The sequence below is a fragment of the Marinoscillum pacificum genome (genome assembly GCF_024714495.1).
Taxonomy (GTDB): Bacteria; Bacteroidota; Bacteroidia; order Cytophagales; family Cyclobacteriaceae; genus Marinoscillum; species Marinoscillum pacificum.
Map to the genome: position 1 here is coordinate 898,716 of NZ_JAMZMJ010000001.1, position 25,403 is coordinate 924,118.

Below are 25,403 nucleotides of genomic sequence, written 5' to 3' on the forward strand. Positions count from 1 at the left end.
GGATTGTTACTGTTTTTCAAACACTCTAATGTAATCAACAATCATAAATTGAGGGAATGTCGTAGAGCTGTTTGGACTCCCTGGCCAATTACCACCCACTGCTACATTGAAAATAACGAACTGGTCTGATCTCAATTCAGAAAGTGCTGCGGGTGTTATATCAATTTCGTGATATTGCTCTCCATCTAATAACCACTTGATTTTGGATTCATCCCATAAAATGGAGAACACATGATATTCATCATTGAATATACCAGAAGAGAGTTTGGTACTTCCTCCATAGTTTGCATAACTACCATTGTTGTCCCAATGCACCGTACCATGCACTACATTATCTCTGCCATCTCCTCCACCTATTAATTCCATGATATCTATTTCGCCACATTTTGGCCAGCTAACCTGATCAATGTTAGCACCTAACATCCATAAAGCGGGCCAAATTCCTTGTCCATACGGCAAGACAGCTCGGATATCAACTCTTCCGTATTTAAATTCCTGCTTGCCCTTTGTTATAATTCTTGATGAGGTGTAGTTATAGCCACCTCTTGATTCTTTTTTGGCGGTGATTACCAGATTACCATCCACCATAGAGGTGTTTTCATCGGTATAGTATTCTAATTCATTATTGCCCCAGCCACTATAGCCATTACCAATCTCATAAGTCCAATCATTCAAATTCAATGCCTCCTGATCAAACTCATCCTGCCAGACCATCTGGTAACCGTCATACGCTGTTGGAGACTGATATCCTGATGATGGTATTATTAATTCATTCCCTGGAGGCTCATCATTATCCTGAATGGTGATCTCTATTAAATCTGTGTCAACTACCACATTAGTCGATTGAGCTGACAAGGACACAAAAAACGATTCTGTCTCTTCAAACTCTTCATCTCCGATCAGACTGATCGATAAAGATTCCCTCATATCTCCTACTTCAAATAAAATAGTGCCGGTAGCAGCTTCGTAATCTTCATCTTTAAGTGCCGTTCCATCTTCTGTGGTATAGTTGATTATGACTTGCTCATTTTGGGGAGAAGAAAGAAACAAATCAAGAATAACAGAGCGTGTTGTTTCCGTTTCAGAAATTGAAACATCATTGGAAGTCAAAACAGACGGATCTACCTCGGTAGTACCTTCGTCATTACACGCAAAAAACAGTAAAATGAGAGATAAAGAAATAATTACTTTAGCAGGCATATGTTAATTAAGATGGTTTAAACATTGGGTGGCCAAGCCACCCAATGAGAATAATTAGAAGTATGAAGAAATGTGGAAGCAAAGCTTCCTACTAATTATTCAATTACTAAGTTTCTAATATATACTGTTGCCTCAGTAGAGTGACCTCCACCACCAAATCCGATGTAGAACATATCTAAATCTGTTCTAGTAGTTGGGTTAGAACCATCACCAAGAGACACAGTGTTTGGAGCAGTGACATCAAAAGTTAAAGTCACCCAAGTATCCAAATCCGTCACCTCTTGTTCCCACTGATAAAGATCCGTCCACCACTGTTCAGTTTGGCTTACATCAGCAAAACCAAAAACAAAACTTTGAGTCAAATCTCCTGTGAAGTCATTAGTACTTGGCACAAACACATCAACAGAAATAGTAGTGATGTTATCAAACAAAATGTCTTTAGCATCAGGATTTACTTGTAGCTGTGCTTCTTGATAGTCTGACGCAATTCTAGTGAATTTACCAACTTTAGTAGCTGCCGCATCTGCTGGATCTTCTACTCCAACCTCAATAAGAGAAGCCCCTGCGATTGTTCCAAGTTCAACGAAGCTTGTTGCAGACTCAAATGTGTGAGAAAGCTCCTCAAAAGCAACGTTATCAAGATCTGTACCGAAGGCAGCTTGATCTGTAACTAATTCTGGCTCTAATGACGCGTCAGAATAACTAGCATAAGTAATTGACCAGTAGTTGTCACCATAATCGAACGCTACATGAAGTAAATCATATCCGTCCATTTGCTCTATAGTGGCTGTGAATGAAACAGATGAAACAGGTACTGTTGTCAAACCGTCAGTACCTAATTTAGGAACTCCAATCCAAGCACCATCACCTTCAAGAGCAATTTCATTAGAAGAGGTGTTGTAAGTATAGGTATGTGTACCGCTCAACCATGCGCTTACATCATCACCACATGCGTTTACCAACGATCCTGATGAAACATCCATACAAGACTCTGCAGTTACATCTGAATCACATCCCTCTAAGTTGTTGAATACACCATATTCTGCCCAGAACATACCTTGATCATCGAAAGTATATGTACCATCAAGTCCAAAAGTGATTGTTTGCTCATACAAACATGGTCTAGCCCCATTGTTTGTCAAGCCTTCCCAGTATACTTGATACCCTTCTGCAGCTGGATCTGAACCTGATGCCAAAAACATACTTGTACCATCTCTGTAAAGTTTCCATGTTTTAGAGTCATCGCCAGCAAGTACTCTCAATGCTGCAAATGGATCAGTGATTGTTACATCCTCAGAACGTTCTGCAGATCCACCTTCACCAGTTGCAGTTAATTTTACGGTATAAGTACCAGCTTCAGCGTATTCGTGAACTGGGTTAGCATCAGTTGATGTGTTTCCATCACCAAAATCCCATGCATAAGTATCTGCACCTTGTGAGAAGTCAGTGAATGTAACTTGTAAATAATTTTCTTCACTGATCTCATATTGGAAACTAGCGATTACTTCTTCAGGTTCTGGCGCTTCATCTTCAGTACATGATGATAGCACTGCCACAGAAAATGCTGCGACCATTAGCCAACCCATACGGAAGGCACTCAAAAATTGCTTCTTCATTTTGATAGTTGTTTAAGATATTAAATTGATAGTCTGTTTTTATTGAAATAGATTGCTCTCAGGATAAGTAGTGATGCTTGGCGCCACAGTCGTTTCATCCAATGACACTGGAATCCAGGTAGACTGTCCATCCACAAAGTTTCCTGATCTCAAAGCATCGGTGAACAAGCTAGAAGTAGCTCTTCCTGATCTTACAAGATCATACCATCTGTCACCTTCACCAGCTAATTCTGCACGACGTTCGTACCAGATTAAATCCTGCAGATTCCACCCTTGCTGAGTCATCAACTGCTGCCCAGTTGTGAATGAACCGGTATTATCACCAGGACCGGCAGCTCTTTCTCTTACCATATCAATGTGAGTCAGAGCCTCGGTATCACTTCCAGATCCACGGTGTAAAGATTCTGCTAACATTAACAGTACATCAGCATATCTGATGATGTGAGTGTTTGGATCCTTTGTCAGGTTGGGATCCCCGCCATTCACATTGTTTCCATTATATGCTAAGTAGTTTGCGTATTTACCCTGGAAGTAACCTTCGAAATCATTCGGATTAAGCTGTGTTACATCTACTGCAGTAGCACAACCCATGCCTGCTACATCTGACTCTAAAGAAGCAACAGAAAGTACGGCAGCATCTCTTCTATAAGTATCATCTGATAGGAAGTGATCATAAAGTCCTGCTGTCGGCATCATGAAGCCCCATCCTGGTGCATAATCAGGATGTGATTCACACAATCCTCTAATTCCACAAAGCTGCACGATTCCATTTCCTTCGATTCCTTCAAACCATCCCCAATCACTTGACCAAAGATTGCTATGCTGAGCTTCAAATACTGATTCAACAGTATTTTTAGAGCCATAAGCAAATAACTCATTGTAGTCATCTACCAACTGGAACTGTCCAGAATTAACAACCTCACCCAGATACTGAGCTGCTAAATCGAATTTGGCAGCGTCATCATTATCAAGATCTGCCCAGTATAGATATACCTTACCTAATAGTGCTTGTGCTGTTGCTCTAGAAGCTCTTCCGGTTTCTGAGTCCGAAAGTGTTGATGGTAATACATCAATGGCCTCTTTCAAATCAGTTGTAATGAAGTCCATCATCTCCGTCATGGTATTTCTAGACTCGTTGATATCATCAGGAGTAAGAATTCTATCAATGATTGGGCTTGGTCCAAAATGTCTGAATAGCTCGAAATGATAATACGCTCTCAAAAACTTAGCCTCTGCCTGAAACCTCTGAACATTTGCAGTTGTCAGATCAGTTTTTAGAATAACCAGATTGGCTCTAAAAATACCCGTATAATTACGCTCGTAAATAGGCTGTAAAATGGTATTTGTGTTCGTTTCTCTGAAGTCATCCAATTCTTGCCAAGCAGGCTGATCACTATCGGATGGATCACCACCTGCATTCGAGTTGTCAGATCTTATTTCACCAAACATTACAGGAGAAATCCACTGACCATATGCCATTGACCATGCTACAGGATCATACGCAGCTATGAGGGCTGAGAAAACTTGCTCTTCAGTTTGATAAAAGTTGTCAGATAGATATTCAGTAACTGGATCTACCTCAAGTATTTCTTCTTTGCAGGCGCTACTTAGCAGTAGCGCTACTATGATTACTTTTGATAATTTCATGAGTAATTAATTTTAAAGTCGCTATTGCTTGAATTACATAGTGATTCTGATACCACCACCTACTGTCTTATTGGATGGGTAATAACCTTTGTCAATACCTGTATCCAAAATCCAATCGTTAGTTCCGATTTCAGGATCAAATCCTCTGTAGCCTGTCAGAGTGAAGATATTGTTAGCTGTTAGGTAGATTCTTACCCCACTCAGCTTCACTTTTTCCAATAGCGCTGATGGAAGATTGTATCCTAACTGAATGTTTCTGAGTCTCAAGAAAGAACCATCCTCTACATAGAAATCAGATGGTCTTTGGTTACCATTAGGATCGTTTGCTACAAGTCGTGGAAGCTCAGAACTTGGATTGCTTTCTGTCCATCTATCCAACCAGAAAGTCTGATAGTTGCTGTAAGGAACATCTGAACGCTCATAAGTTCTGTAGATTTCATGTCCAAGCTGAGTACTTAATAAAGCACTGAAGTCGAATCCATTCCAGTTTGCAGATAAGCTCAAACCAATGATATGATCTGGCCATGGTGAACCAATATCTGTAATATCATCAGTGTTGATAACACCATCTCCATTTACATCTTCGAAAATCAAATCACCTTGTTTAGCTCTCGGCTGCAATGGATCTCCACTGTTGTTGATGTGTGTAAATACTTCTCTGTCGCTTTGGAAAATTCCAAGGGTTTTATACCCTACGAAGTGACCCACTGGCTGACCTTCAGACATTCTGGTGATAGCTTGATTTCTTACCGGCCAATTCCAGCCATTCAAATAAGTTGCAGTACCAGGAACCTCAGTAACTGAATTCTGGAAAGTAGTGTAGTTTAAACGAGCTGTGAAATTTACTTTACCAATAGATTGTCTGTAAGAAACTGCAGCCTCAATACCTTTATTCTGTATCTCTCCAAGGTTTGATGTTGGGTCACCCGTACCGAAATAACCTGGAATTTGCTCCTGACCTAATAATCCGTCGGTAGTTTTCACAAAATAGTCAACCTCAGTAGATAAACGATCATCCATGAACTTCACTTCAACACCAAGATCAAACTGAACACTTTGCTCCCATTTCAAATTAGGGTTTGGCAAGTTTGGTAAAGCAGCTCCTGTATTTAGTGCCTGAGGATTACCTAAAGCATAGGTATATGCCCTGGAGATTCGAGATGAATATCTCAAATCAGCTATTCTATCATTACCATTTACTCCCCAGCTAGATCTTACTTTAGCAAAACTTACGAAGCCTGTTGGGAAAAAAGCTTCATCAGAAATTACCCATCCTAAAGAAACAGAAGGGAATACACCAAATCTATTGTTAGATCCGAATCGGCTAGATCCATCTCTTCTTAGTGTAGCACTAAACAAGTATTTATCCTGGAAGTCATAAATCACACGACCGTAGTAAGACAGCAATCGATAATCGACGCCTGCTCCACCATATGACAAGTCACTGGTATCCTGTCCTCCATTCACGTATTGCCAGTTTTCATCGAACTTCACATCATCTGGAATATTTAAAGTAGACCCACCGGCATTTCTTGATTCAGAACCAAGGTAAGTAGTACCTACTACTACGTTTATAGAGTGATCCCCAAAGTCTTTTTGGTAATTCGCATAATTTTCAAACTGAATAGTTTGGCCATAGCCGTATCCTTGCGACACACTATTGTTTATATTGAAGAATGCTGAGTGATAGTTATAATCAGGGCTGAATGAGCGGTAGTCCCACCATCCTAGATCCATACCCAAGTCACTACTCAATGTCAAGCCTTCAATCGGTTTGATTTTGATGAAAAAGTTACCTTGCAATTGATCTCCATGTCCATAGTTATTCGCTAGGAACAATCTACTTAATGGGTTTACATATTCCTTTTGGACCCATTGAGATTGACCGAAACCGTATTCTTTATCCGCATCATATACAGGTGTCAATGGATCATAAGCGAACGCATCTGCAATTACGGTACCGAAAGCATTGTTGGTACCAATGTTTTGGTTTTCTGTTCTGTTCAAATAAAGGTTCTCACCAACAGTAAAGAAGTCATTGATCTTTTTCGTAGAATTTAATCGTATAGCGTAACGTTTATAGTTTGATTTTTCACCTCCTATAACACCATTTTGATCCCAATATTCAAGAGACAGATAAGCATTATTCATTGAAGCCGTCAAACGGTGATTCACCGTTGTTGCTTGATCGAATAAAACATTCATCCAATCAGTGTTCTCAACGTCATCTCCAACATTTGGGAAGCCTAACGTATTGAGATTACTAGTTTGATTTGCATTAGCAAATTTTTCCCGTGTGATCTCAACGTATTCTTCAGAGTTCATCATTTCAGGTACTTTCCAAGGATTGGAAACAGAAGTAAAACCTTCATAAGTCACTTCTCCTTTTCCATCTGATCCTTTTTTAGTCGTTACAATGATCACACCATTAGCAGCTCTAGCTCCATAAATAGCAGTAGATGCCGCATCCTTTAATACATCGATTGACTCGATATCAGAAGGGTTAAGGTTATTGATACTACCAACAGTCAATCCATCAACGATATAAAGAGGACTGTTATCACCATTTGTACTGATACCTCTAATAAGGATTTGCTTGCTTGAACCAGGCTGTCCAGAAGACTCACCTGCAATTACTCCGGAAACCTGACCATCTAGAGCTGACTGTACGCTAGCTACTTTATAGCCTTCCAGGCTCTTCGCATCAACCTTGGAAATCGATCCGGTTGCTACTTTCTTCTGCTGGACACCATAACCAATTACAACAACTTCGCTCAACTCTGAAAGAGACAAGCCAAGTCCTACATTAATAACTGATTGACTTCCAACTGTAACTTCTTTCGTTTCAAAACCTACAAAAGAAACAGTCAGAACGGCATCATCACCTGATACTGTCAGCTGATACTTACCGTCAATGTCGGTGATGGTACCATTAGAAGTTCCTTTTTCTAATACGGTAGCTCCAGGCAATGTGGAACCGTCACCAGCATCTGTAATGACACCTGTGATCATACGACCCTGTGAGTAGGCAAAAACCGAACTCAACAAAAGCCCCATGAACAGGAAATGCTTGAATTGAACTATTTTCAAAAGACCCATCTAACAATAATTGTTTTTTATGTTTTTAATAATTACCACGCCTCTTCATTGAATAATTCTTTTCCGAAACGTTTGCACAATCTATGGATCTCTAATACATCTGAAATGAGAATACACTACATCATTAATACATCAAACCTCTTTTATAGCTACAACAATACCACAACAATGAGACCGTTAAACCCCTTAATTTGCGTTCTATTGAAGTTTTTAACTTTTTCTTCTTTATCTTCCATTTCGCAATGAACTCATCACCAGGTGGTTAATTGCGACCAACAACCCTAAACCTCAAATGATGCGACCAGTATTTTATCTATATCTTCTGTTACTTGCATTTTTAGCAAAATCTCAAGGAGATCGTTATGGATTTTCCAAAATACCTCTCACAAAGACTTTCAATACAATCGACTATGATGGTGGAATTCAAAACTGGGATGTGAAAGAGGACAAACGTGGATTTATCTATGTAGCTAACAATTTTGGACTACTAGAATATGATGGAATCAACTGGAGAAGGTATGTCGTTCAGAACAACACCAGATTACGCTCAATATTTGTAGATGCCGACGGCAGAATTTATAGTGGAGGTCAAAATCAGTTAGGATATTTTGAACCTGACTCAACAGGATTTCTTCACTTCGTTAGTATTCGTGATCAACTCACCAGTGAATCCCGACCTTTAGAAGATATCTGGAGAATCATCAAACATGACAACAACATTTTATTCTCGTCCTACCAGGGAATATTGAAATATGATGGTAAGAAGCTGGAATGGATGAAGGAGTCCTTTGGCTCTGCTACTGCTCATGTAGTTGGCAATACGCTGTATAGTCAGTTCCCAGATAAAGGATTAACGAAATGGAACGGCCAGGACTTTGAACTACTGCCTGGAGGTAGGGAACTAAAACAAAAATCTGTAGCCTCTATCCTACCTCATAAAAGCAATAGCTTGTTGATATTTCTAGAAAATGGTGACATCTATCATTTTCAGGGAAGTAGCATCAGTAAATGGAAGAATGATGCCAATGATTTTCTAAATGAATCCCAAATCAACTCGGCAAAATTACTTTCTAACAATACTATCGCCATTGGAACACAAAATAACGGTCTCCTGATCCTGTCGACAGAAGGTGAAATCCTCAAGCATCTTACGAAAGGCAAGGGACTCAATAATCGAACGGTATTATCCTTACATGAAGATCGTTTCAATAATATCTGGCTTGGGTTGAACAATGGAATCACTATGGTGGAGTTAGGATCACCGTTTTCTATCATAGATGAGCAGTCTGGCTTGCCTGGGACAGGATATACAGCACTTCTTCATGACAATCAAATCTATTTAGGCACTAGTAACGGGCTATTTCACCAAAGTATCAAACCTGACCCGTTATCAGAAGAATCAAACCAATATCAATTGGTAGAAAATTCTAGTGGTCAGGTTTATAACCTTCAGAACTTAGACAACCGACTCTACCTTTCCCATCATGATGGAGCATTTACTGTAGAAAAAGACAAAGCGAATAGAATATTTCAAGCTTCTGGTGTTTGGAAATTCATGAAAGCTCCAAGTTCAGACGAATTAATAATGGGATCATATGAAGGATTCTATCATGGAGACGAATCTAAACAACCCAAACTCGCAAGGATGGGCGATTTTAAGGAATCAAGTAGAGTTTTTGAATTCCTGAATGACAGCACGCTTTTCATGACTCATGGATATAAGGGTGCCTATAAAATCACCATTGATCCAAGTAAAAAACAAATAGCTGACACTAAGTTTTATGGTGCCGAAAATGGGTTTCCATCCAATATTCTTATCAACGTTTTCAAACTTAGTGATGAACTCATATTTGCAGCAGAAACAGGCATATACCAGTACGATAATGTATCAGATCAGATGCGACATGTAGAAGAACTGGAGTCATACTTAGGCACAAGCTCTCATGTCAGTGAAATGTCACAGGATCTGGCTGGTAACATCTATTTCCTCAGCAATATTGGGATGGGCTATCTTGAAAAAACACCATTCGGAGGATATGAAAAACACATGGCTGAATTTTCAAGAATTGGTAAGTACTTATCGGATGACTTAGAGAATGTGAGCATCATTGACAATGAAAATGTCTTTTTTGGAGCCAAAGAGGGCTTCATTCATTATAACCCAAGCATTAAAAAAGCTAGAAATCAACCATTCAAGACCTTTATAAGAAATGTAGCCGCTAAAACGGATCAGGATGAAGTTTTATATGGTGGTTCGGGACTTGAAAAAATCATTGATGAGAATATGCCCTCACTTCCCGCTTATTTCTCATCCCTAAGGTTCAATTATGCAGCACCATTCTTTGATGGTCAGGATGAACTACAGTTTCAGTATTTATTAGAGAATTTCGAAACCGATTGGTCGGAATGGACTTCAAGTAATGAAAAAGAATACACCAACTTATCACAGGGAGATTATACCTTTAGAGTTCGTGCCAAGAATGTATTTGGAGACATTAGCGAAGAAGCCAGTTTCACCTTTAGAGTATATCCACCATGGTATCGATCAAGACTAGCCTATATTCTTTATGCCATTACCCTGGTGACTATTTTCGGATTATCCATGCTAATACTCGATATCAAACACAAAAAAGACAAAAAGGCACTCACACTCAATCAGAAGCGTGAGTTAATGAAAAAGGACAATGAACTTGTTGAGGTCTCCAAAAAATCGGAAGAGCAGATCAGTCGATTGAAAAACGACAAGTTAAGAGCTGAAATAGATCATAAAAACAGAGAATTGGCCACTACTACCATGCACTTGATCAACAAAAATGAGTTCATGCTAGGCATACGTGATGCCATTAAAGATTCCGCCAAAAACGGCACCAAAGACAGTTATAAGAAGATTATAAGAGATATAGATAGGAACTTATCTGAAGATGAAGGTTGGGAACAGTTTACCAAACACTTTGACCAGGTGCACGGAGACTTCTTATCCAATGTCAAAAAGGATCACCCAACGCTTACTCCACAGGAAATTAAGCTATGTGCGTATCTAAGAATGAATATGACGTCTAAAGAAATAGCCAATTTGCTTAACATATCCGTAAGAGGAGTAGAAATCAGCCGCTATCGTCTACGAAAGAAACTCAACATCAGTAGAGATGTGAATCTGGTGGAATACATGATGGAGTATTAAGTTGTTAATAAACCTTAATTGCACAACAAGTGAAATAAGTCGACGTTTATAGGGAGATTAACAAAATACTCATGCAACCTTTTGTTGGTTGCTGTCATCTCCTAATTATGAACCAAAAACTCAAACTCGCATTCTTATTTGTGGGATTAACAGCTATTACTCAGGCTTTCTCACAGTCGATAACAGCAACAATCTATGATGCTGAGACCAAAGAACCACTACCCTTCTGTACTGTAGGTATAGAAGGTAAAAGCACCGGCACAGTAGCCAATGCTGAAGGTAAATTCATTCTTGGATCGGAAAGTCTCAGTTCTGGTGACATTTTGGTTATCAATCATATCGGTTACGAAATATATAAGAAACCAGCACCTGAGACGAATAGCGAGATTTACCTACAACAAGTCTCCATTTCACTCAATGAGATTTCTATTTATTCCAAAGATTTGACAGCCAAGGATATCATTGAGAAGATTGAAGAAAACTTCGAAGCAAACCATCCTACAGTCAATGAAAAACAGCGCATATTCTTGCACGAGTTCGAAAGAGCCAAAATGCCTGGAAAAGATCGAATTACAATCAACGAATCCGATTTTGAAGGACTAGACCCGGAAGTTATCCAGGAGTTAATTGATAAACTCCCAAATCAATTTGTAGAGTATAAGGATGCGCTTGTTGAACTCTATTTCCACGACAAAGAGTCAAAACTAATTCCTATAGATGCCATTTCACTGGAAGAACAATCCATGATGGACCTGGCCTCTGAAATGGAAGAGCAATTCAAAGATTTTGGTGAAAACATTAAAGAAAGTGTCAAAAATGAAGACCAATATTTCAAATTCCAGACCGGTATCCTGTCTTTTAAAGCTGATATAGATACCACGAATGAAGATCAACCAGATTCCGTTCAGTTTCAGAACAAATCTGACTTCTGGAAATCATCTATTAAAGGTTATCAACGTCGATTTGCACATGTGAATAGTGATTATTGGGAATTCATCACCAAACCAGGCAAATACCGATACACCAAGGGGGAAGTCACCATCATAAACGATGAGCTAGTCTACCAAATAGATTTTAAACCTAAATCCGGTGGTTTATTTGAAGGTACCATTTACTGCTCAACTTCCACTTATGGAGTGTTACAAGTGGACTATCATTTTGCCTCCGGCAAGAGTGATGAAAACTTCCAGTTGCTTGGAATTGGTCATTCAATAGAAAATATCGGGGCTCGTGTAATCTATGAGCACACTAAAGATGGATACATGTTAAAATACATCAATGCACACGAACAGGAATCAGCCTCTATTGAACGCTCGCTTACCTTCAAAAGAAAAGAAAAGCGTTTCATGTGGGACAAAACACTGAACCGCCTCAATATGGACTTGGAAATGAACTTCAACATTAGCTCACAAGTGGAGCTATTAGTCATGGATCGTACAGAGTTATCTTCAGAAGATTTCAACGCCATCCAGCAACCAGAAAAATTCACGGTTAGAAAAGAGATTAGCAACTCACCAGACATTTGGAAAAACCAGACAGTCCTAGCTCCTTCTACAGAACTTTCGAAATATCAACGAGCAGAAAACAGCAAATAACCTTAGTGGTTATTTGTTTCTGTCGCCATGATACTTATAGGGTCATCTAAGTCACAAAATTCAGGATGAGAAACGTGAAGGAGCTTGTAGTGCACTTTTATTCGTTGATCTTCAATGACCAAGGCACCAGAACTTTTTTTGTAGGTAGCAAACCACGGAGTCCCCTCCTCGATGCATAATGATTGCATTTCAAGTTCATTCAAATGTCCATAATACACTAATATACCATCCAAAAATTCTCGATCTTGTTCTTTTAAGCAATCAATCATGTCCTCATTAACTGTCGTTTCAATCCGCTTTACCTTTCCATAAAACTTATGGACAGATTCGATCACTGGTCCATGCCGATATGCCTTAAGTGGTTCATCGATCAATGGTCTGCCATCAATGGCCAAATGCCATCCATGAGCGAAACATACCATAAATTCGACTTTAAAAGCAGTTAATTGAATATTATTCCGGATTGATTCACGGACTAAATAATGAGCGATTGATAGGGCACTATTCATATTTTGTCTTAAGCTGGAAATGGAAAATAAATATACAGCAAGAGCAAATTATTTGCAAATAATGTTATTACTAAAATTACATTTTTTATAAAAATAATATCATTTTAAGTGTTCTGAATTTTATCTAATCTAAATGAGATAAAACTTAAGGTGATTCCTAATAGACTGATCCCCCACGCCGCATAGACCTGATAAAATGAAACGGATATGCTAGCAAGATTTAGCATCAATCCAACCATCCAAATTAGATGACCCTTCCAATTCCTTAGTGTCACTGGCCAGATGGCCTTTGGAGCTATACCAAGCAATGGAAGTAACCACCCTCCTTCCATAATGAGCAAATAAAGGTTCATCGCCAATAAGATCGAAAGAACATATGGTGTTCCGGACCAGTGTTGTGAGATGGTGACCATCAAAATGTTCACAATTAGAGGCATTGCCATTATTGCTCCTAACAATCGAAACCTCAGTGTCAACATCAGGTATCCGATAATTACCTGAGAATAGGCAATAAATCGAGCATACAGACCTAGTTGATAAGGCTCAAGCCTCTCCTCCAGCCAAACAGGTCCTATCCACCCAAAATACCTATGCTGAAAGTAAAGTTTAGCCATTCCTGCTCCGAAAAATGTCAACCCAAGAAAGATACTTGTTGGCTTAATAAGCCTTGCAAATAACTTGGCCATAAATCATTATTTAGTGATAGAATGACACGAATACCCGCTAAAAGTTACACTTAGCTTCAATATTTGCTAAATTTAGATTCAGCTTAGTATGTTCTTATGAAACTTTTTATCAGATCAGCACACTTTTACTTGATCATAGTATGGGTACTATCTGTTTCCGCCCAATCAAAAAATTACACACAATACCACCAACAAGTATTAGCAATAGAACAGCTGATTTCGCAAGATCAATATGAAAGTGCTCTCGACAGCTATGACCAACTCTTTGAGCACTATGACTTTGTCTTTTTAAAAGAATACAAAATTGCCGCACAAATTGCCGCACATTTAGGAGATGAATACAGAGCCTTTGACTACCTGGGACTTGGTGTAGCCAATGGATGGACATTGGATGAAATAAAAGATCATGAGCTTCTGAAACGGTTAAAGAAAAACCCAAGATGGATAGATCTTGAGTTCAATTATGAATCTTTGAGATTGGACTATTTGTATAGGATTAATGATTCCTTAAGAAGTGTTGTAAAGGAGCTATTCAAGGAAGATCAAAAAATGGCTTTCTCCTATCTCTTCAAACCGTCAGAAAAAGCCAAAAACAAATTCATAGAAGAAAAAGCCGTTAACATCTCTGAGAAGCATCTAAATCAACTCAATGAAATCATAGATTTACATGGTTATCCAGGCGAGAAGCTCATTGGCAACAGCGTCTGGTCTTCCACTATTCTCAGTCATCACAACTCTTTGTCCCCTGAGTATCAACAACAAGATCAATTATACCCTGCAATTAGACCAAAGTTACTTGCGGCAATTGATAATGGACAACTAAACCCCTATCACTTTGCCATTATTGAAGATTGGTACATTACTGTTAAATCAGACAGAAAAGAGCACAGCTATGGAATCATTCATCCCTTAAAAAAAGCAAACCTTGAGCATGCTGACCAATTGAGAGCCAACATCCACATTCGCTCAATCGAATTAAGAAATGCACTAATCGATATTGAAGCTAAAACGGGCATTGATTTGAATCTAGGATATGGAAGCTGGCTCCAAGGTAAAATTAATCCCATCGATTGATCCAACCATTACCTTGTATTTTACGTCTATTAGTACAATGACCAAATTCCTATCCAAAAAACTCTTTTACATCGTACTCTTGCTTGGTTTAATCTCCTGTAGTGAAGATGAAGACTATGAGCCATCTTTTGGAGGCACTTACACTGGTTATTACTACATATCCACACCTACCACACGACAACTCCCAATTGCGCTTACCGTGGAGTTTGATTTAGGAAATTACACTGGTCATTCTGAAGACTCTGTACATCACTCCGTTTTTATGGGTCAATTCACTGTTGATGGCAATCAGGTGAGTTTGACAAATGGATTTAATGCGGTTGAAAAAAGTCAATGGAAGAGGATCATGACTGGCACCTACCGATATGAACTAATCGATGAAACCATTAACATGAGCAGAGACTTACAAGATGGTGGCATTGAAGGATTTAGATTAACAAAGGAGTAATCGGAACATTCACAAACAACTTACATTCCCTTCAGGCCTAGTAGCAAACATGCATCGTTCATTTCCATTGAGCTCTTATAGAATGTCATAATTGTCCAAAAGACACAATGACCATACGAGATAAACACCTTTCATCACAAAATATCTAAGACTGCTCAACATTCACCAAGAATTTATGGTGAAGACCCTTAGATTTGATTGTGGAGAATCACCCCTATTCAATATCTGTGGCATTTCTTCAGTGAACCAAATAACCAATTATGAACAAAACAGCCAAGAGAATTCTATACACCGTCATCGTATTAGTAATTCTTGGGATTATCATCTATCCAAAACTTCCAACTGATGATCCTGCGGCGGCAGTTACCGCTTCTCCACAATCAAAAACACTAACAGTAGATGCGAAGATTGTATCACGAGTAGAGCTTAAAAATCAAGTTAGCATTACGGGTAGCATCCTTGCAGATGAATCAGTAGTTCTGAATAGTGAAGTCGCTGGAAAAGTGGAAAAAATCTACTTCAATGAAGGAGAGAAAGTAAAAAAAGGAGATCTCTTGATCAAATTGAATGATGAAGAGGTAGTCGCGGAAATAGAAAAACTGCAGTATACCAGAAAACTCAACGAAGATAGTGAGTTCCGCCAAAAGCAGCTTCTAGATAAAGAAGCGATCTCACGTGAAGAATATGAAACTTCATTAACCACACTCAATACCACTGTTGCTGAAATCAAAGTGATGCAGGCTCGTTTGGACAAACACCGCATTCGAGCCCCATTTGATGGCGTTATTGGTCTTAGAGACGTTTCTGAAGGAAGTTATTTGAATCCTGGAGCAAGAATCGCTGACCTCTATAAAATCGATCCCGTGAAGATCGAATTTTCTATCCCTAGTAAATACATCTCTATGGTGAATGCTGGAGATTCGCTAACATTTACCGTAGATGCGTATGACGAAACATTCAAAGGAACCATATACGCCATTGAACCACAAATAGACCCGCAAACGAGAAGTCTAAAAGTGAGAGCAAAGGCATCCAATAAGTACGCAAAACTGTATCCTGGACAATTCGCAAGAATCAACCTTATATTAGAGACAATCTCAGATGCTATGATGGTACCTACTATCGCTGTAATACCTGAACTGAACGGTAAAAAGCTCTACCTATATAAAAATGGCACCGTCAACTCTCAATCAGTAACCACTGGTATTCGTACAGAAGAAGAATTGCAAGTATTAACAGGTATCGCTCCTGGAGATACGGTAATTACCTCTGGTATTTTACAAATCAATCAAGGATCAGCTGTCAACGTTAACATCGATTAATCATGGCTAGTCTATCGAATATAAGTATTGAAAGACCCGTATTAGCCATAGTGATGTCGATCATCATTATGCTATTCGGTGTAATTGGCTTTAACTTCTTAGGAGTTCGTGAATACCCAAGTGTTGACCCTCCAGTAATTACGGTTTCTACCTCCTATACTGGTGCCAGTGCGGATGTCATTGAGACACAAATTACTGAACCTCTGGAAGAGTCAATCAATGGTATTGATGGGATTAAAACACTCTCATCTATCAGTGCAGATGGTAGAAGCAATATTACCGTGGAGTTCGGGTTGGAAACCAATTTGGAAACTGCCGCCAATGACGTAAGAGACAAAGTTTCTAGAGCGCTCGGAAACCTACCTCCAGATGCAGACCCTCCTATTGTGACGAAAGCAGATGCTGATTCTCAACCGATCATCGCTTTGAGGATTTACTCAGAAAAGCGAAACCTGTTAGAAATGACAGAGATTGCGGATAACATCTTCAAAGAGACTTTCCAAACAATCCCTGGTGTCAGTGAAGTACGGATTTGGGGCGAAAAGAAATACAGTATGCGTCTCTGGATGGATCCGGATAGGTTAGCTGCTTACAGTTTGACTCCTTTGGACGTTCTAAACGCCGTTCAATCACAAAACATAGAATTACCGTCTGGACGTGTAGAAGGCTCCTCTACAGAGTTAACTGTACGTACGTTTGGTCGTTTGTCTTCGCCAGAAGAATTCAACAGTCTGATTATCAGAGAAAGCAATGACGACATAGTGAGATTCCGTGATATTGGAAGAGCAGAATTGTATCCAGAGAATGATCGAACCATGCTCAGGAACAACAGCATTCCCATGGTACTGAACGCGATTGTACCACAGCCTGGATCTAATAACCTGGAAATTGCTGAAGAGTTCTACAAGCGCCTGGAATCCTTACAGCGCAATATCCCTGAAGATATCAATACCGAAATCGCTTTTGACAATACGGAATACATCAGTGAATCCATCAACGAAGTGCAACAAACCATCTTCGTAGCATTCGGATTGGTCGTGTTGATCATTTTCTTTTTCTTAAGAGACTGGAGAACCACTTTCATTCCTGTCATTACTGTACCTATTTCTTTGATTGGCTCCTTCTTTGTGATGTACTTCCTGGACTTCTCTATCAATGTTTTGACATTGTTAGGAATTGTTCTCGCCATTGGATTGGTGGTAGATGATGCCATTGTGGTTTTGGAAAACATCTATACCAAGATAGAAGATGGAATGGACCCTGAAGAAGCAGGTAAAAAAGGTACGAATGAGATCTTCTTTGCAGTTATCTCTACCACAGTAGCTTTGACATCCGTATTCTTTCCTATTGTATTCCTACAAGGACTAACAGGGCGTCTATTCCGAGAGTTTGGGATTACCGTGGCAGTGGCGGTTATCATTTCATCTTTTGTGGCATTGACTTTAACACCAATGCTCTCTAGCAAAATGTTGAAGAAGCGTGAGAAGAAACAATGGTTTTACGAAAAGACTGAACCCTTCTTCGTTTGGCTTAATCAAATTTATAATGATGCCTTAGATGGATTCATGGGCAACCGTTGGATCTCGGGCGTGATCATAGTAGCAGCTGTTGGATTGATCTATCTGTTTGTTCAACTGGTCCCCTCAGAACTGTCTCCTTTAGAAGATAGAGGAGTATTTAGAGTCATCGCTACAGGCCCTGAAGGAGCCACCTTCGAATATATGGACAACTATGTGAAGGAAATCAACCAACTCGTGGAAGATGAAGTTCCTGAAGCCAATTCTATAATCACCATTACCTCCCCAGGTTTCTCTGGTGCTGGAGCTGTTAACTCAGCATTCATTATCGCTAAACTAACTGACGCACAGGACAGAGCTCGAACTCAGCATCAGATTGTAGAAATTATTAAACCACAGGTTGCGGCCAATACGAAAGCGAGGGCATTCGTGGTAGAGCCAGAGTCCATTGGTAACCGAAGAGGTGGTTTGCCGGTGAGTTTCGTTCTCCAGGCTCGACAATTAGAAGACTTGAAAGAGGTACTTCCTGAGTTCCTTGAAAAAGCCAATGCAAGTCCAGCTTTTGACTTTGTGGATTTGAACCTTAAGTTCAACAAACCTGAACTAGGGGTAAGAATAGATAGAGAAAAAGCAAGAAGCATGGGCGTATCCGTGCGAGACATTGCTCAAACGCTTCAACTCAGCTTGAGTGGTAACCGTTTTGGTTACTTTATCATGAACGGCAAGCAGTACTATGTGATTGGACAATTAGAGCGTGCCGACCGTAATGAGCCTTTGGATCTAAAATCCATTTACATAAAGTCAGGAAGTGGAGAATTAGTCCAAATGGACAATCTCATATCACTAGAAGAACGCTCCACTCCTCCTCAGCTATATCACTACAACCGATTCACATCAGCAACAGTATCCGCTAGTTTAGCCAACGGATTTACCCTAGGTCAGGGACTAGATGAAATGTATGCGATAGCGGATGAGGTTCTTGATGATCGATTCCAAACTGCTCTTTCCGGATCATCTTTGGAATACCAGGAAAGTTCCGGAAACTTATACTTTGCGTTTGCTCTAGCACTTCTATTGATTTATTTGGTACTAGCCGCACAATTTGAGAGTTTCAGGGATCCATTGATCATTATGTTTACGGTACCTCTGGCATTGTCTGGTGCGCTACTCACGCTTTGGTATTTCAACGAGACACTCAACATATTCTCACAAATTGGGATGATCATGTTGATCGGTTTGGTTACCAAAAATGGAATCCTGATAGTGGAATTTGCTAATCAGCGCAAAGCGCAAGACATGTCCATAATGGAATCCATTAAAGGTGCTGCCAAAATGCGATTCAGACCTATTTTGATGACCAGTTTATCTACCATTTTGGGTATTCTTCCAATAGCACTGGCGCTTGGAGCAGGTGCTGAAAGTAGAGTATCAATGGGTATTGCCGTAGTTGGTGGAATGATCATTGCTACGTTCCTAACCTTATTCGTAATTCCAGCGATATATACCTTTTTAACTAGCAAGTCTAAACGAGTTGCCCGAGCATGATTAAATCAATACTACTACTTATTTCATTAGTTGCACCTTCACCTCAGCAGGCTGACACCACGCTGACCCAACAAGAGGCGGTGGCTATGGCTTTGGAAGAAAGCTTTGAGATCAAGTTAGAAAGCTACAACCTGGAAATTGCAGAGAATAACAATACCATCGGAAATGCAGGTTTTTTACCCACTGTTATAGCTTCTGCTAGCACCAGTAAAACCATTCAAAACGCAGAACTTGAATTCGCTTCAGGAGATGGACAATCTCGAAAAGGAGCTGAATCAACCTCCACGAATGCGGGTGTAAGCTTGAACTGGACATTGTTTGATGGTTTGAAAATGTTTGCAACGAAAGGTCGACTTGAACAGATCTCACGAACCAACGAATCTATCTACAAGTCACAAATACAGCTAACGCTTTCCAATGTGATGAAAGCCTTTTACAACGCGGCGTTAGAACAAGAGCGCCTGAAGCTACTCAAAAGCAATCTGGAGCTATCTGAAGAGCGGGTAAAGATCAGTAAAGACAAGTATGAAGTCGGTAAAGCTAGTAAACTAGAATATTTACAAGCTCAAGTTGATTTTAACTCTGATCAATCAGCCTATGTAAAGCAAAAAGAAGTAATTGCAGTTCGATTGTACGAATTACAGCAAATTATTGGAACAGAACAGTCACTTGATGAAGTGAACCTATCATTTAGTTATGACCTTCAAATGATGCTCACCAAAGAGCAAGCTGAAGAGTTGGCCTTAGGGCAAAATCCTGATCTTCAATCCATACAAATGATGCGAGAAACGTCTATTCTTTCCACAAAAGAGTTAGAAAGAGGCCGTATGCCCTCATTGGATTTCAACTTAGGCTACAACTATGCACAATCACAGTCTGAAGCAGGTTTCCTTCTCAGTAATCAAACCAACGGATGGAACTACGGACTTTCAGCATCTGTGACACTGTTTGATGGAATGAATCAATCCAGACAGATCCAGAATGCCAAAATATCATCTGAGTATGCTCAAACGAATTACGAGCGATCCAAGAGCATACTGTTAACTTCTGTTCGGTCGGCTTTCCTAACTTATCAGAATGCGGTGGAGCTAGCGGAGTTAGAAACACAAAATCTGGAAGTGGCAGAAGAAAACGTCAACATTGCGCTGGAGCGTTACCGAGTAGGTAAATCCAATCCGTTGGAAATTCGTGAGGCACAGAATAATGCCGTAGATGCACAAATCAGACATCTGGAAGCATTGAACACAGCAAAAATCGCAGAAATAGAATTGATGAGATTAACAGGAGAGATTGTGAAGTAATTACTTCACACGTCTCTCTAAATGGTCGATGATGGCCTTGGAAATGTATTCATTTACCGTAAGACCAACACGATCAGCTGCTGCAGTAAGCAGTTTCAACTGATCAGTTGTCAATTGAATTTTCATAAGTTATTAAACGGATTAAGGTTGTCTAATGTTATTCACTAAAAACTATTTCAAATATTTTTAGACAACAGTTTGCTATTGTAAAAAGTCTTACTACTTTTGCAATCCCCTAACGGAGCTAAGGGTTCTGAAAACGATCAGAAAAGCTTGTTGAAGTTATGAATTAGCAAGAAAAACTTAGTAAAAGTTAGAGAAAATTATATCGCGGGATGGAGCAGTTGGTAGCTCGTCGGGCTCATAACCCGAAGGTCACAGGTTCGAGTCCTGTTCCCGCTACTAGATAAGCCTCAGATTAGTTTCTGAGGCTTTTTTTATGTCTTTTTTTTTAAAAAAGAGAAAAATTAGAAGATCACAGGTTAGTCCCGATAGCTATGGGATCAATCCGAGAATCTGTATAGAATATCAGAATAATCTGATTTAGCTTTCAAAAAGTGCTTTGGATTTAACAGCATGGAAATTACTACTACATGAAGGGATATTAGAGTACTTTGAGGTAAGTTTCTAATCTGACTATTTTCCAAAAATTAAACTCCGGCTTATTCATTTTTATCATCTCAATTCAACCTCCTGATTTAAAATTCCAACTTCATCTAATTAATCATCCCTTTCATCCAAAATAATTATTCTCCCACAACGCTATAGTCTAAAATTGCAGAAGGTTGGTTGCTAATATGACATTGTTTCATAACAACCTAACTTTCATGCTTAAATACATTTTTTTAACCTGTGCATTACTGTATATGTCCAGTATTGCGCTCAGTCAAGCCGACAAAACAGCCAGCAACGGAAATTGGAACAACTCCGATACCTGGACTCCAGCTGGAGTACCTGGAAACGATCAGATAATATTAATACCTGAAGGAGTAACCGTCACTGTACCTGGCTCAGACCACACCTTAGATAATTCTATTTTAATAGTTCAAGGCACACTTGTAATGGAATCCACATGTGGTTACTGCCCCAATTATGGAAGCCTAACATTTACAGGGGCCAATTCGGCAGTTTTTATTACTCCAGGTGGTAGTGTTAATGACGGAACAGCATTCGGAGGAGATACTCATTTTATTTCCGTAAATGGCGACACTTTTTGGTCAGGAGATTGGTGTAGCTCAAACTGTGGCGAACAAATAGGTTCATTCACCTCTAGCAGCGAAACTGCCTGGCCTGCAACTGCCAGCAACCCTCTTCCTGTAGAATTGGTAAATTTTGAGGGGTATTCCGACGATAATAACAACATCCTTCAGTGGTCAACAGCGTCTGAGCAAAATAACTATGGTTTTATAATCGAAAGAAGCATTGAAGGGTATAGATTCGACTCAATAGGTTTTGTAATCGGAAATGGTGACTCCAATGAGCTTTTACATTACAAATTCGAAGATAAAGCCACGCAAACAGGTACTTATTACAGATTGAAACAACAAGATTACGATGGTCAATCAGAGTACTCTAAAATCATTCTAATTGAACATGAAGTCTTGAAAAAGTCCTTAGCAGCACCTGAATCATTAAAAATATATCCCAATCCAATAGGGAATGAAGTACATATAGATAACGAACTAACGAACTATATCCTCTACGATCTAAATGGGCAGATCATTTCCAAAAGAGAACAAACAACCACCTACTGGATAGAAAAGGATTTAACCAGCATATTCAACAATTTACAGAAAGGAACCTATTTACTTGTGAGTACTAAAAACGATCAATTACTGAAAACAAGACTTGCCAAAAAGTAATCCTTACAAGCATCTATAAAACTTTCTTTTAAGAGCCATTTCAAAGCTTTTCCAGGTATTCTTTTCTCTGTTAGAGATATAGCTAACTCTTTTTAGTCTTTACTAAAAGTAAAAACTCAATAACGAAGAAGCAGCTATCTTCGCGACAGTATTATATCAAGCATGGCATTAAAAGACATTCACGGACGCGCAATTAGGGACTTTTATCAGAATAAACCGGTCGCCAAATTATTCCTGCATACCTCCTATGGAGACACAGAAGAAATGCCTGTAGAGGTTTTCTTTAGAGAAGAGGAAGATCTTTCCGTTTTAGAAAACCTGGCTTTGATAGAATGTCAGGGAACAGTATTGGATATCGGTGCTGGTGCTGGTGCACATGCCTTGATGCTTCAAGCTAGAGACTTTAAGGTGTATGCTCTTGAAAATTCTCCGGCTTGTGTAGAGGTGATGCGTCAGTCAGGTGTCAAACACGTTATCGAGCAAGATTATAGACAGCACAATAAAACGTATGATACCCTCCTCCTATTGATGAATGGACTAGGAATAGCTGGAAGGCTTTCCAATGTACAAAGTGTACTTAAATCCTTATCAAAAATGCTCAATCCAGGAGGACAAATACTGGTAGACTCGTCAGACATAAGCTATTTGTACGAAGATGATGAATTGACGCCAGACGAAGAGTACTTTGGAAACATTCGATACCAGTATGAATACCGAAAAGAGAAAGGCGACTGGTTTGACTGGGTCTACGTAGATCAGGAAACCTTACAAAATGAAGTCAATGAAGCTGGAATGGAACTAGAGGTATTGTATACCGATGAAAATGATCAATATCTTGCCAGAATCACCAATAAATAAGCCATTCAACATCTAGCAGAAGAACAAAAATATTTTACCGAAATTTGTCTAATGAATAACCCTGATTTCAAAGCCGGATTTGTAACGATTATGGGCAAACCCAATGTAGGTAAGTCCACATTAATGAACCAACTAACAGGTGAACGCATCTCTATTGTAACTAATCGAGCACAAACCACCAGGCACAGAATATTTGGGATAATTACGACTGAGGATCATCAAATTGTCTATTCCGACACTCCAGGAACCTTAGACCCTAGTTACAAGCTGCAAGAGCGAATGATGGGCTTCGTCAAGAAGTCTCTGGAAGATGCAGACATCATCCTTTTCATGGTGGAGCTCGGAGAAAAAAATGATCATGAAACCTGGCTGGAAATGGCCAGACATACAGAAATTCCGTTGATTTTCGCAATCAACAAGACAGATCTGGCTAAGGGTTCTCAGGTTATTGATAAAATCAATTACTGGAAAGAACAATATGATTGGTTGGATCCAATTACCTTTTCTGCTGCGACAGGCGAAGGTGTCGAAGAATTAGAAAAGCGAATTTTAGAATTATTACCTCACCATCCCCCCTATTTCCCAGAAGATGAGCTCACTGATAAATCAGAGCGGTTTATTGCTGCAGAGATCATCAGAGAAAAGATTTTCCTAAACTACAAACAAGAAATCCCCTATAGCAGTGAAGTGGTAGTAACCTCTTTCAAAGAAGATGAATCCATCATAAGAATTGCAGCAGAGATATATGTGGAGCGAACTACTCAAAAAGGTATCATCATCGGGAAAAAGGGTGATGGAATCAAAAAACTTGGCATCGACAGTCGCAAAGAAATGGAAGACTTCTTCGGCAAACAGGTTCATCTAGAAACTTTTGTAAAAGTAGAAAAGGACTGGAGAAAAGATGACCAAAAGCTAAAACGCTTCGGCTATTAGGCAAATTTAGGGATAAAATTAATTATGATAATTATCAGCTTATACGCTCCGTCTGACAGACTATTCCTGACGAATGTCATAAATAGCTTTGATTAGCCGAATCTCATCGATAAAAACTAAGCATCTCACCTATTTTAGGTACGTATTTTTCGTGCGCAAAGCATCGAAAATTCATTACGATTATCAAGCCATTCTGTCTAGGTAAATCACCATTGTTTGGGAGCGCAAAATCCTTGAAATTAGTACCTGTAAAACGCTCCAACTCAACTTTGTTTAAGAATGAAAAAACCATTTTCTTTTTATTAAATACTAAATATCAGTAAAATGATTGATTCACCAATTACCGAAGCTAAAATGATGAATATCCTACTCGTAGACGACCACAAGATGGTTCGAGATGCCTTTAGTTTTTATTTTAAAGATGATGATCATTACTTCATCAAAGCACAAGCTGTAAATGGCGAAGACGCCTTGAAACGTCTCAAAACGGAACCATTTGATTTACTAATTACTGACATCAACATGCCGGTAATGAATGGTTTGGATTTAGTGCAAACCATCAGAGATGAAAATATAGATATCAACATTTTGGTGGTCTCTATGCTTGATGACATCAAGAATATCAAAAAAATGCTCAATATGGGCATCCAGGGATACATACTCAAAGACGCAGGAAAGGAAGTTGTAAAAACAGCACTTAAAACGATCGAACAAGGTGAGCATTACTTTGCTCCGGAAGTAACTCAACGGGTGATGGAAAGTATGGGTGGATCAGGCATTACGCCTAAACAACGTCTCACCATAGAAATAGAGCTGAGCAGCAGAGAGAAAGAAGTCCTAAAACTGATTTTGGACGAGAAAACTAATCAGGAAATAGCTGATCTACTCTTTATCAGTGTAAGAACTGTGGAAGGTCACAAGCGAAGCATGCTGACCAAAACAGGCTGTAAAAACCTGGTAGGCCTTACGATGTATGCCATAGAGCACAATCTGGTAGAGCTATAACGAAT

General features: G+C 39.4%; 18 protein-coding genes and 1 tRNA gene. 12 read left to right on the forward strand and 7 right to left on the reverse strand.

Annotated features, from left to right (window positions below; genetic code table 11):
* Positions 1-6: 6 nt before the first annotated feature.
* From NXS00_RS03850 to NXS00_RS03865, 4 genes are all read right to left on the reverse strand, one after another.
* Positions 7-1,200 (reverse strand): family 16 glycosylhydrolase, encoded by a 1,194-nt coding sequence (locus tag NXS00_RS03850; RefSeq protein WP_258097793.1) that lies wholly within the window; start codon positions 1,198-1,200, stop codon positions 7-9.
* A 95-nt stretch (positions 1,201-1,295) separates the two neighbouring features.
* Positions 1,296-2,816, reverse strand: a complete 1,521-nt coding sequence (locus tag NXS00_RS03855) for a PKD domain-containing protein (protein WP_308708482.1) — start codon at positions 2,814-2,816, stop codon at positions 1,296-1,298.
* 39 nt (positions 2,817-2,855) lie between these two features.
* Positions 2,856-4,463: a RagB/SusD family nutrient uptake outer membrane protein gene (locus NXS00_RS03860; protein ID WP_258097794.1), complete on the reverse strand. Its 1,608-nt coding sequence runs from the start codon at positions 4,461-4,463 to the stop codon at positions 2,856-2,858.
* Between the two features lie 33 nt (positions 4,464-4,496).
* The gene (locus NXS00_RS03865) at positions 4,497-7,553 is read right to left on the reverse strand and encodes a SusC/RagA family TonB-linked outer membrane protein (RefSeq protein WP_258097795.1); all 3,057 of its coding nucleotides are present in this window, start codon (positions 7,551-7,553) and stop codon (positions 4,497-4,499) included.
* A gap of 301 nt (positions 7,554-7,854) precedes the next feature.
* Between NXS00_RS03865 and NXS00_RS03870 the strand changes: the two genes are divergently transcribed.
* Positions 7,855-10,743, forward strand: a complete 2,889-nt coding sequence (locus NXS00_RS03870) for a triple tyrosine motif-containing protein (protein WP_258097796.1) — start codon at positions 7,855-7,857, stop codon at positions 10,741-10,743.
* 107 nt (positions 10,744-10,850) lie between these two features.
* A complete protein-coding gene (locus NXS00_RS03875) occupies positions 10,851-12,338 on the forward strand; it encodes a carboxypeptidase-like regulatory domain-containing protein (RefSeq protein WP_258097797.1) in 1,488 nt (495 codons plus the stop codon).
* Between the two features lie 2 nt (positions 12,339-12,340).
* Here NXS00_RS03875 and NXS00_RS03880 read toward each other — a convergent pair whose 3' ends face one another.
* Both NXS00_RS03880 and NXS00_RS03885 read right to left on the reverse strand, forming a co-directional pair.
* On the reverse strand, positions 12,341-12,847 hold the full coding sequence (locus NXS00_RS03880) for a Panacea domain-containing protein (RefSeq protein WP_258097798.1): 507 nt from the start codon (positions 12,845-12,847) through the stop codon (positions 12,341-12,343).
* A gap of 104 nt (positions 12,848-12,951) precedes the next feature.
* Complete coding sequence (locus NXS00_RS03885) at positions 12,952-13,533, reverse strand: hypothetical protein (protein WP_258097799.1); 582 nt, start codon at positions 13,531-13,533, stop codon at positions 12,952-12,954.
* A 96-nt stretch (positions 13,534-13,629) separates the two neighbouring features.
* On the opposite strand from NXS00_RS03885, the gene NXS00_RS03890 reads away from it, so the two are divergent.
* The 5 genes from NXS00_RS03890 (at position 13,630) to NXS00_RS03910 (ending at position 20,740) form a co-directional block, all read left to right on the forward strand.
* Entirely contained in the window at positions 13,630-14,607 is a 978-nt protein-coding gene (locus tag NXS00_RS03890) for a hypothetical protein (protein ID WP_258097800.1), read from the forward strand.
* Positions 14,608-14,644: 37 nt separating this feature from the next.
* Complete coding sequence (locus tag NXS00_RS03895; protein WP_258097801.1) at positions 14,645-15,055, forward strand: hypothetical protein; 411 nt, start codon at positions 14,645-14,647, stop codon at positions 15,053-15,055.
* Positions 15,056-15,315: 260 nt separating this feature from the next.
* Positions 15,316-16,377: an efflux RND transporter periplasmic adaptor subunit gene (locus NXS00_RS03900; protein WP_258097802.1), complete on the forward strand. Its 1,062-nt coding sequence runs from the start codon at positions 15,316-15,318 to the stop codon at positions 16,375-16,377.
* A gap of 2 nt (positions 16,378-16,379) precedes the next feature.
* The gene (locus NXS00_RS03905) at positions 16,380-19,439 is read left to right on the forward strand and encodes an efflux RND transporter permease subunit (protein WP_258097803.1); all 3,060 of its coding nucleotides are present in this window, start codon (positions 16,380-16,382) and stop codon (positions 19,437-19,439) included.
* Entirely contained in the window at positions 19,436-20,740 is a 1,305-nt protein-coding gene (locus NXS00_RS03910; RefSeq protein WP_258097804.1) for a TolC family protein, read from the forward strand. The genes NXS00_RS03905 and NXS00_RS03910 overlap by 4 nt, the downstream gene beginning before the upstream one ends.
* On the opposite strand, the gene NXS00_RS03915 is transcribed toward NXS00_RS03910, so the two are convergent.
* Positions 20,741-20,866 carry a hypothetical protein gene (locus tag NXS00_RS03915; RefSeq protein WP_258097805.1) on the reverse strand — a complete coding sequence of 42 codons (126 nt, stop codon included), beginning with the start codon at positions 20,864-20,866 and terminating at the stop codon, positions 20,741-20,743.
* 203 nt (positions 20,867-21,069) lie between these two features.
* Here NXS00_RS03915 and NXS00_RS03920 point away from each other — a divergent pair.
* From NXS00_RS03920 to NXS00_RS03940, 5 genes are all read left to right on the forward strand, one after another.
* Positions 21,070-21,142 (forward strand) — tRNA-Met (locus NXS00_RS03920).
* 425 nt (positions 21,143-21,567) lie between these two features.
* Positions 21,568-22,602: a T9SS type A sorting domain-containing protein gene (locus NXS00_RS03925; RefSeq protein ID WP_258097806.1), complete on the forward strand. Its 1,035-nt coding sequence runs from the start codon at positions 21,568-21,570 to the stop codon at positions 22,600-22,602.
* Between the two features lie 162 nt (positions 22,603-22,764).
* Positions 22,765-23,460, forward strand: coding sequence for a class I SAM-dependent methyltransferase (locus NXS00_RS03930; RefSeq protein WP_258097807.1), 696 nt, complete (start codon positions 22,765-22,767; stop codon positions 23,458-23,460).
* A 51-nt stretch (positions 23,461-23,511) separates the two neighbouring features.
* Positions 23,512-24,393, forward strand: a complete 882-nt coding sequence (era, locus tag NXS00_RS03935) for a GTPase Era (protein ID WP_258097808.1) — start codon at positions 23,512-23,514, stop codon at positions 24,391-24,393.
* Between the two features lie 324 nt (positions 24,394-24,717).
* Positions 24,718-25,398, forward strand: coding sequence for a response regulator transcription factor (locus NXS00_RS03940; RefSeq protein WP_258097809.1), 681 nt, complete (start codon positions 24,718-24,720; stop codon positions 25,396-25,398).
* Positions 25,399-25,403 lie beyond the last annotated feature (5 nt).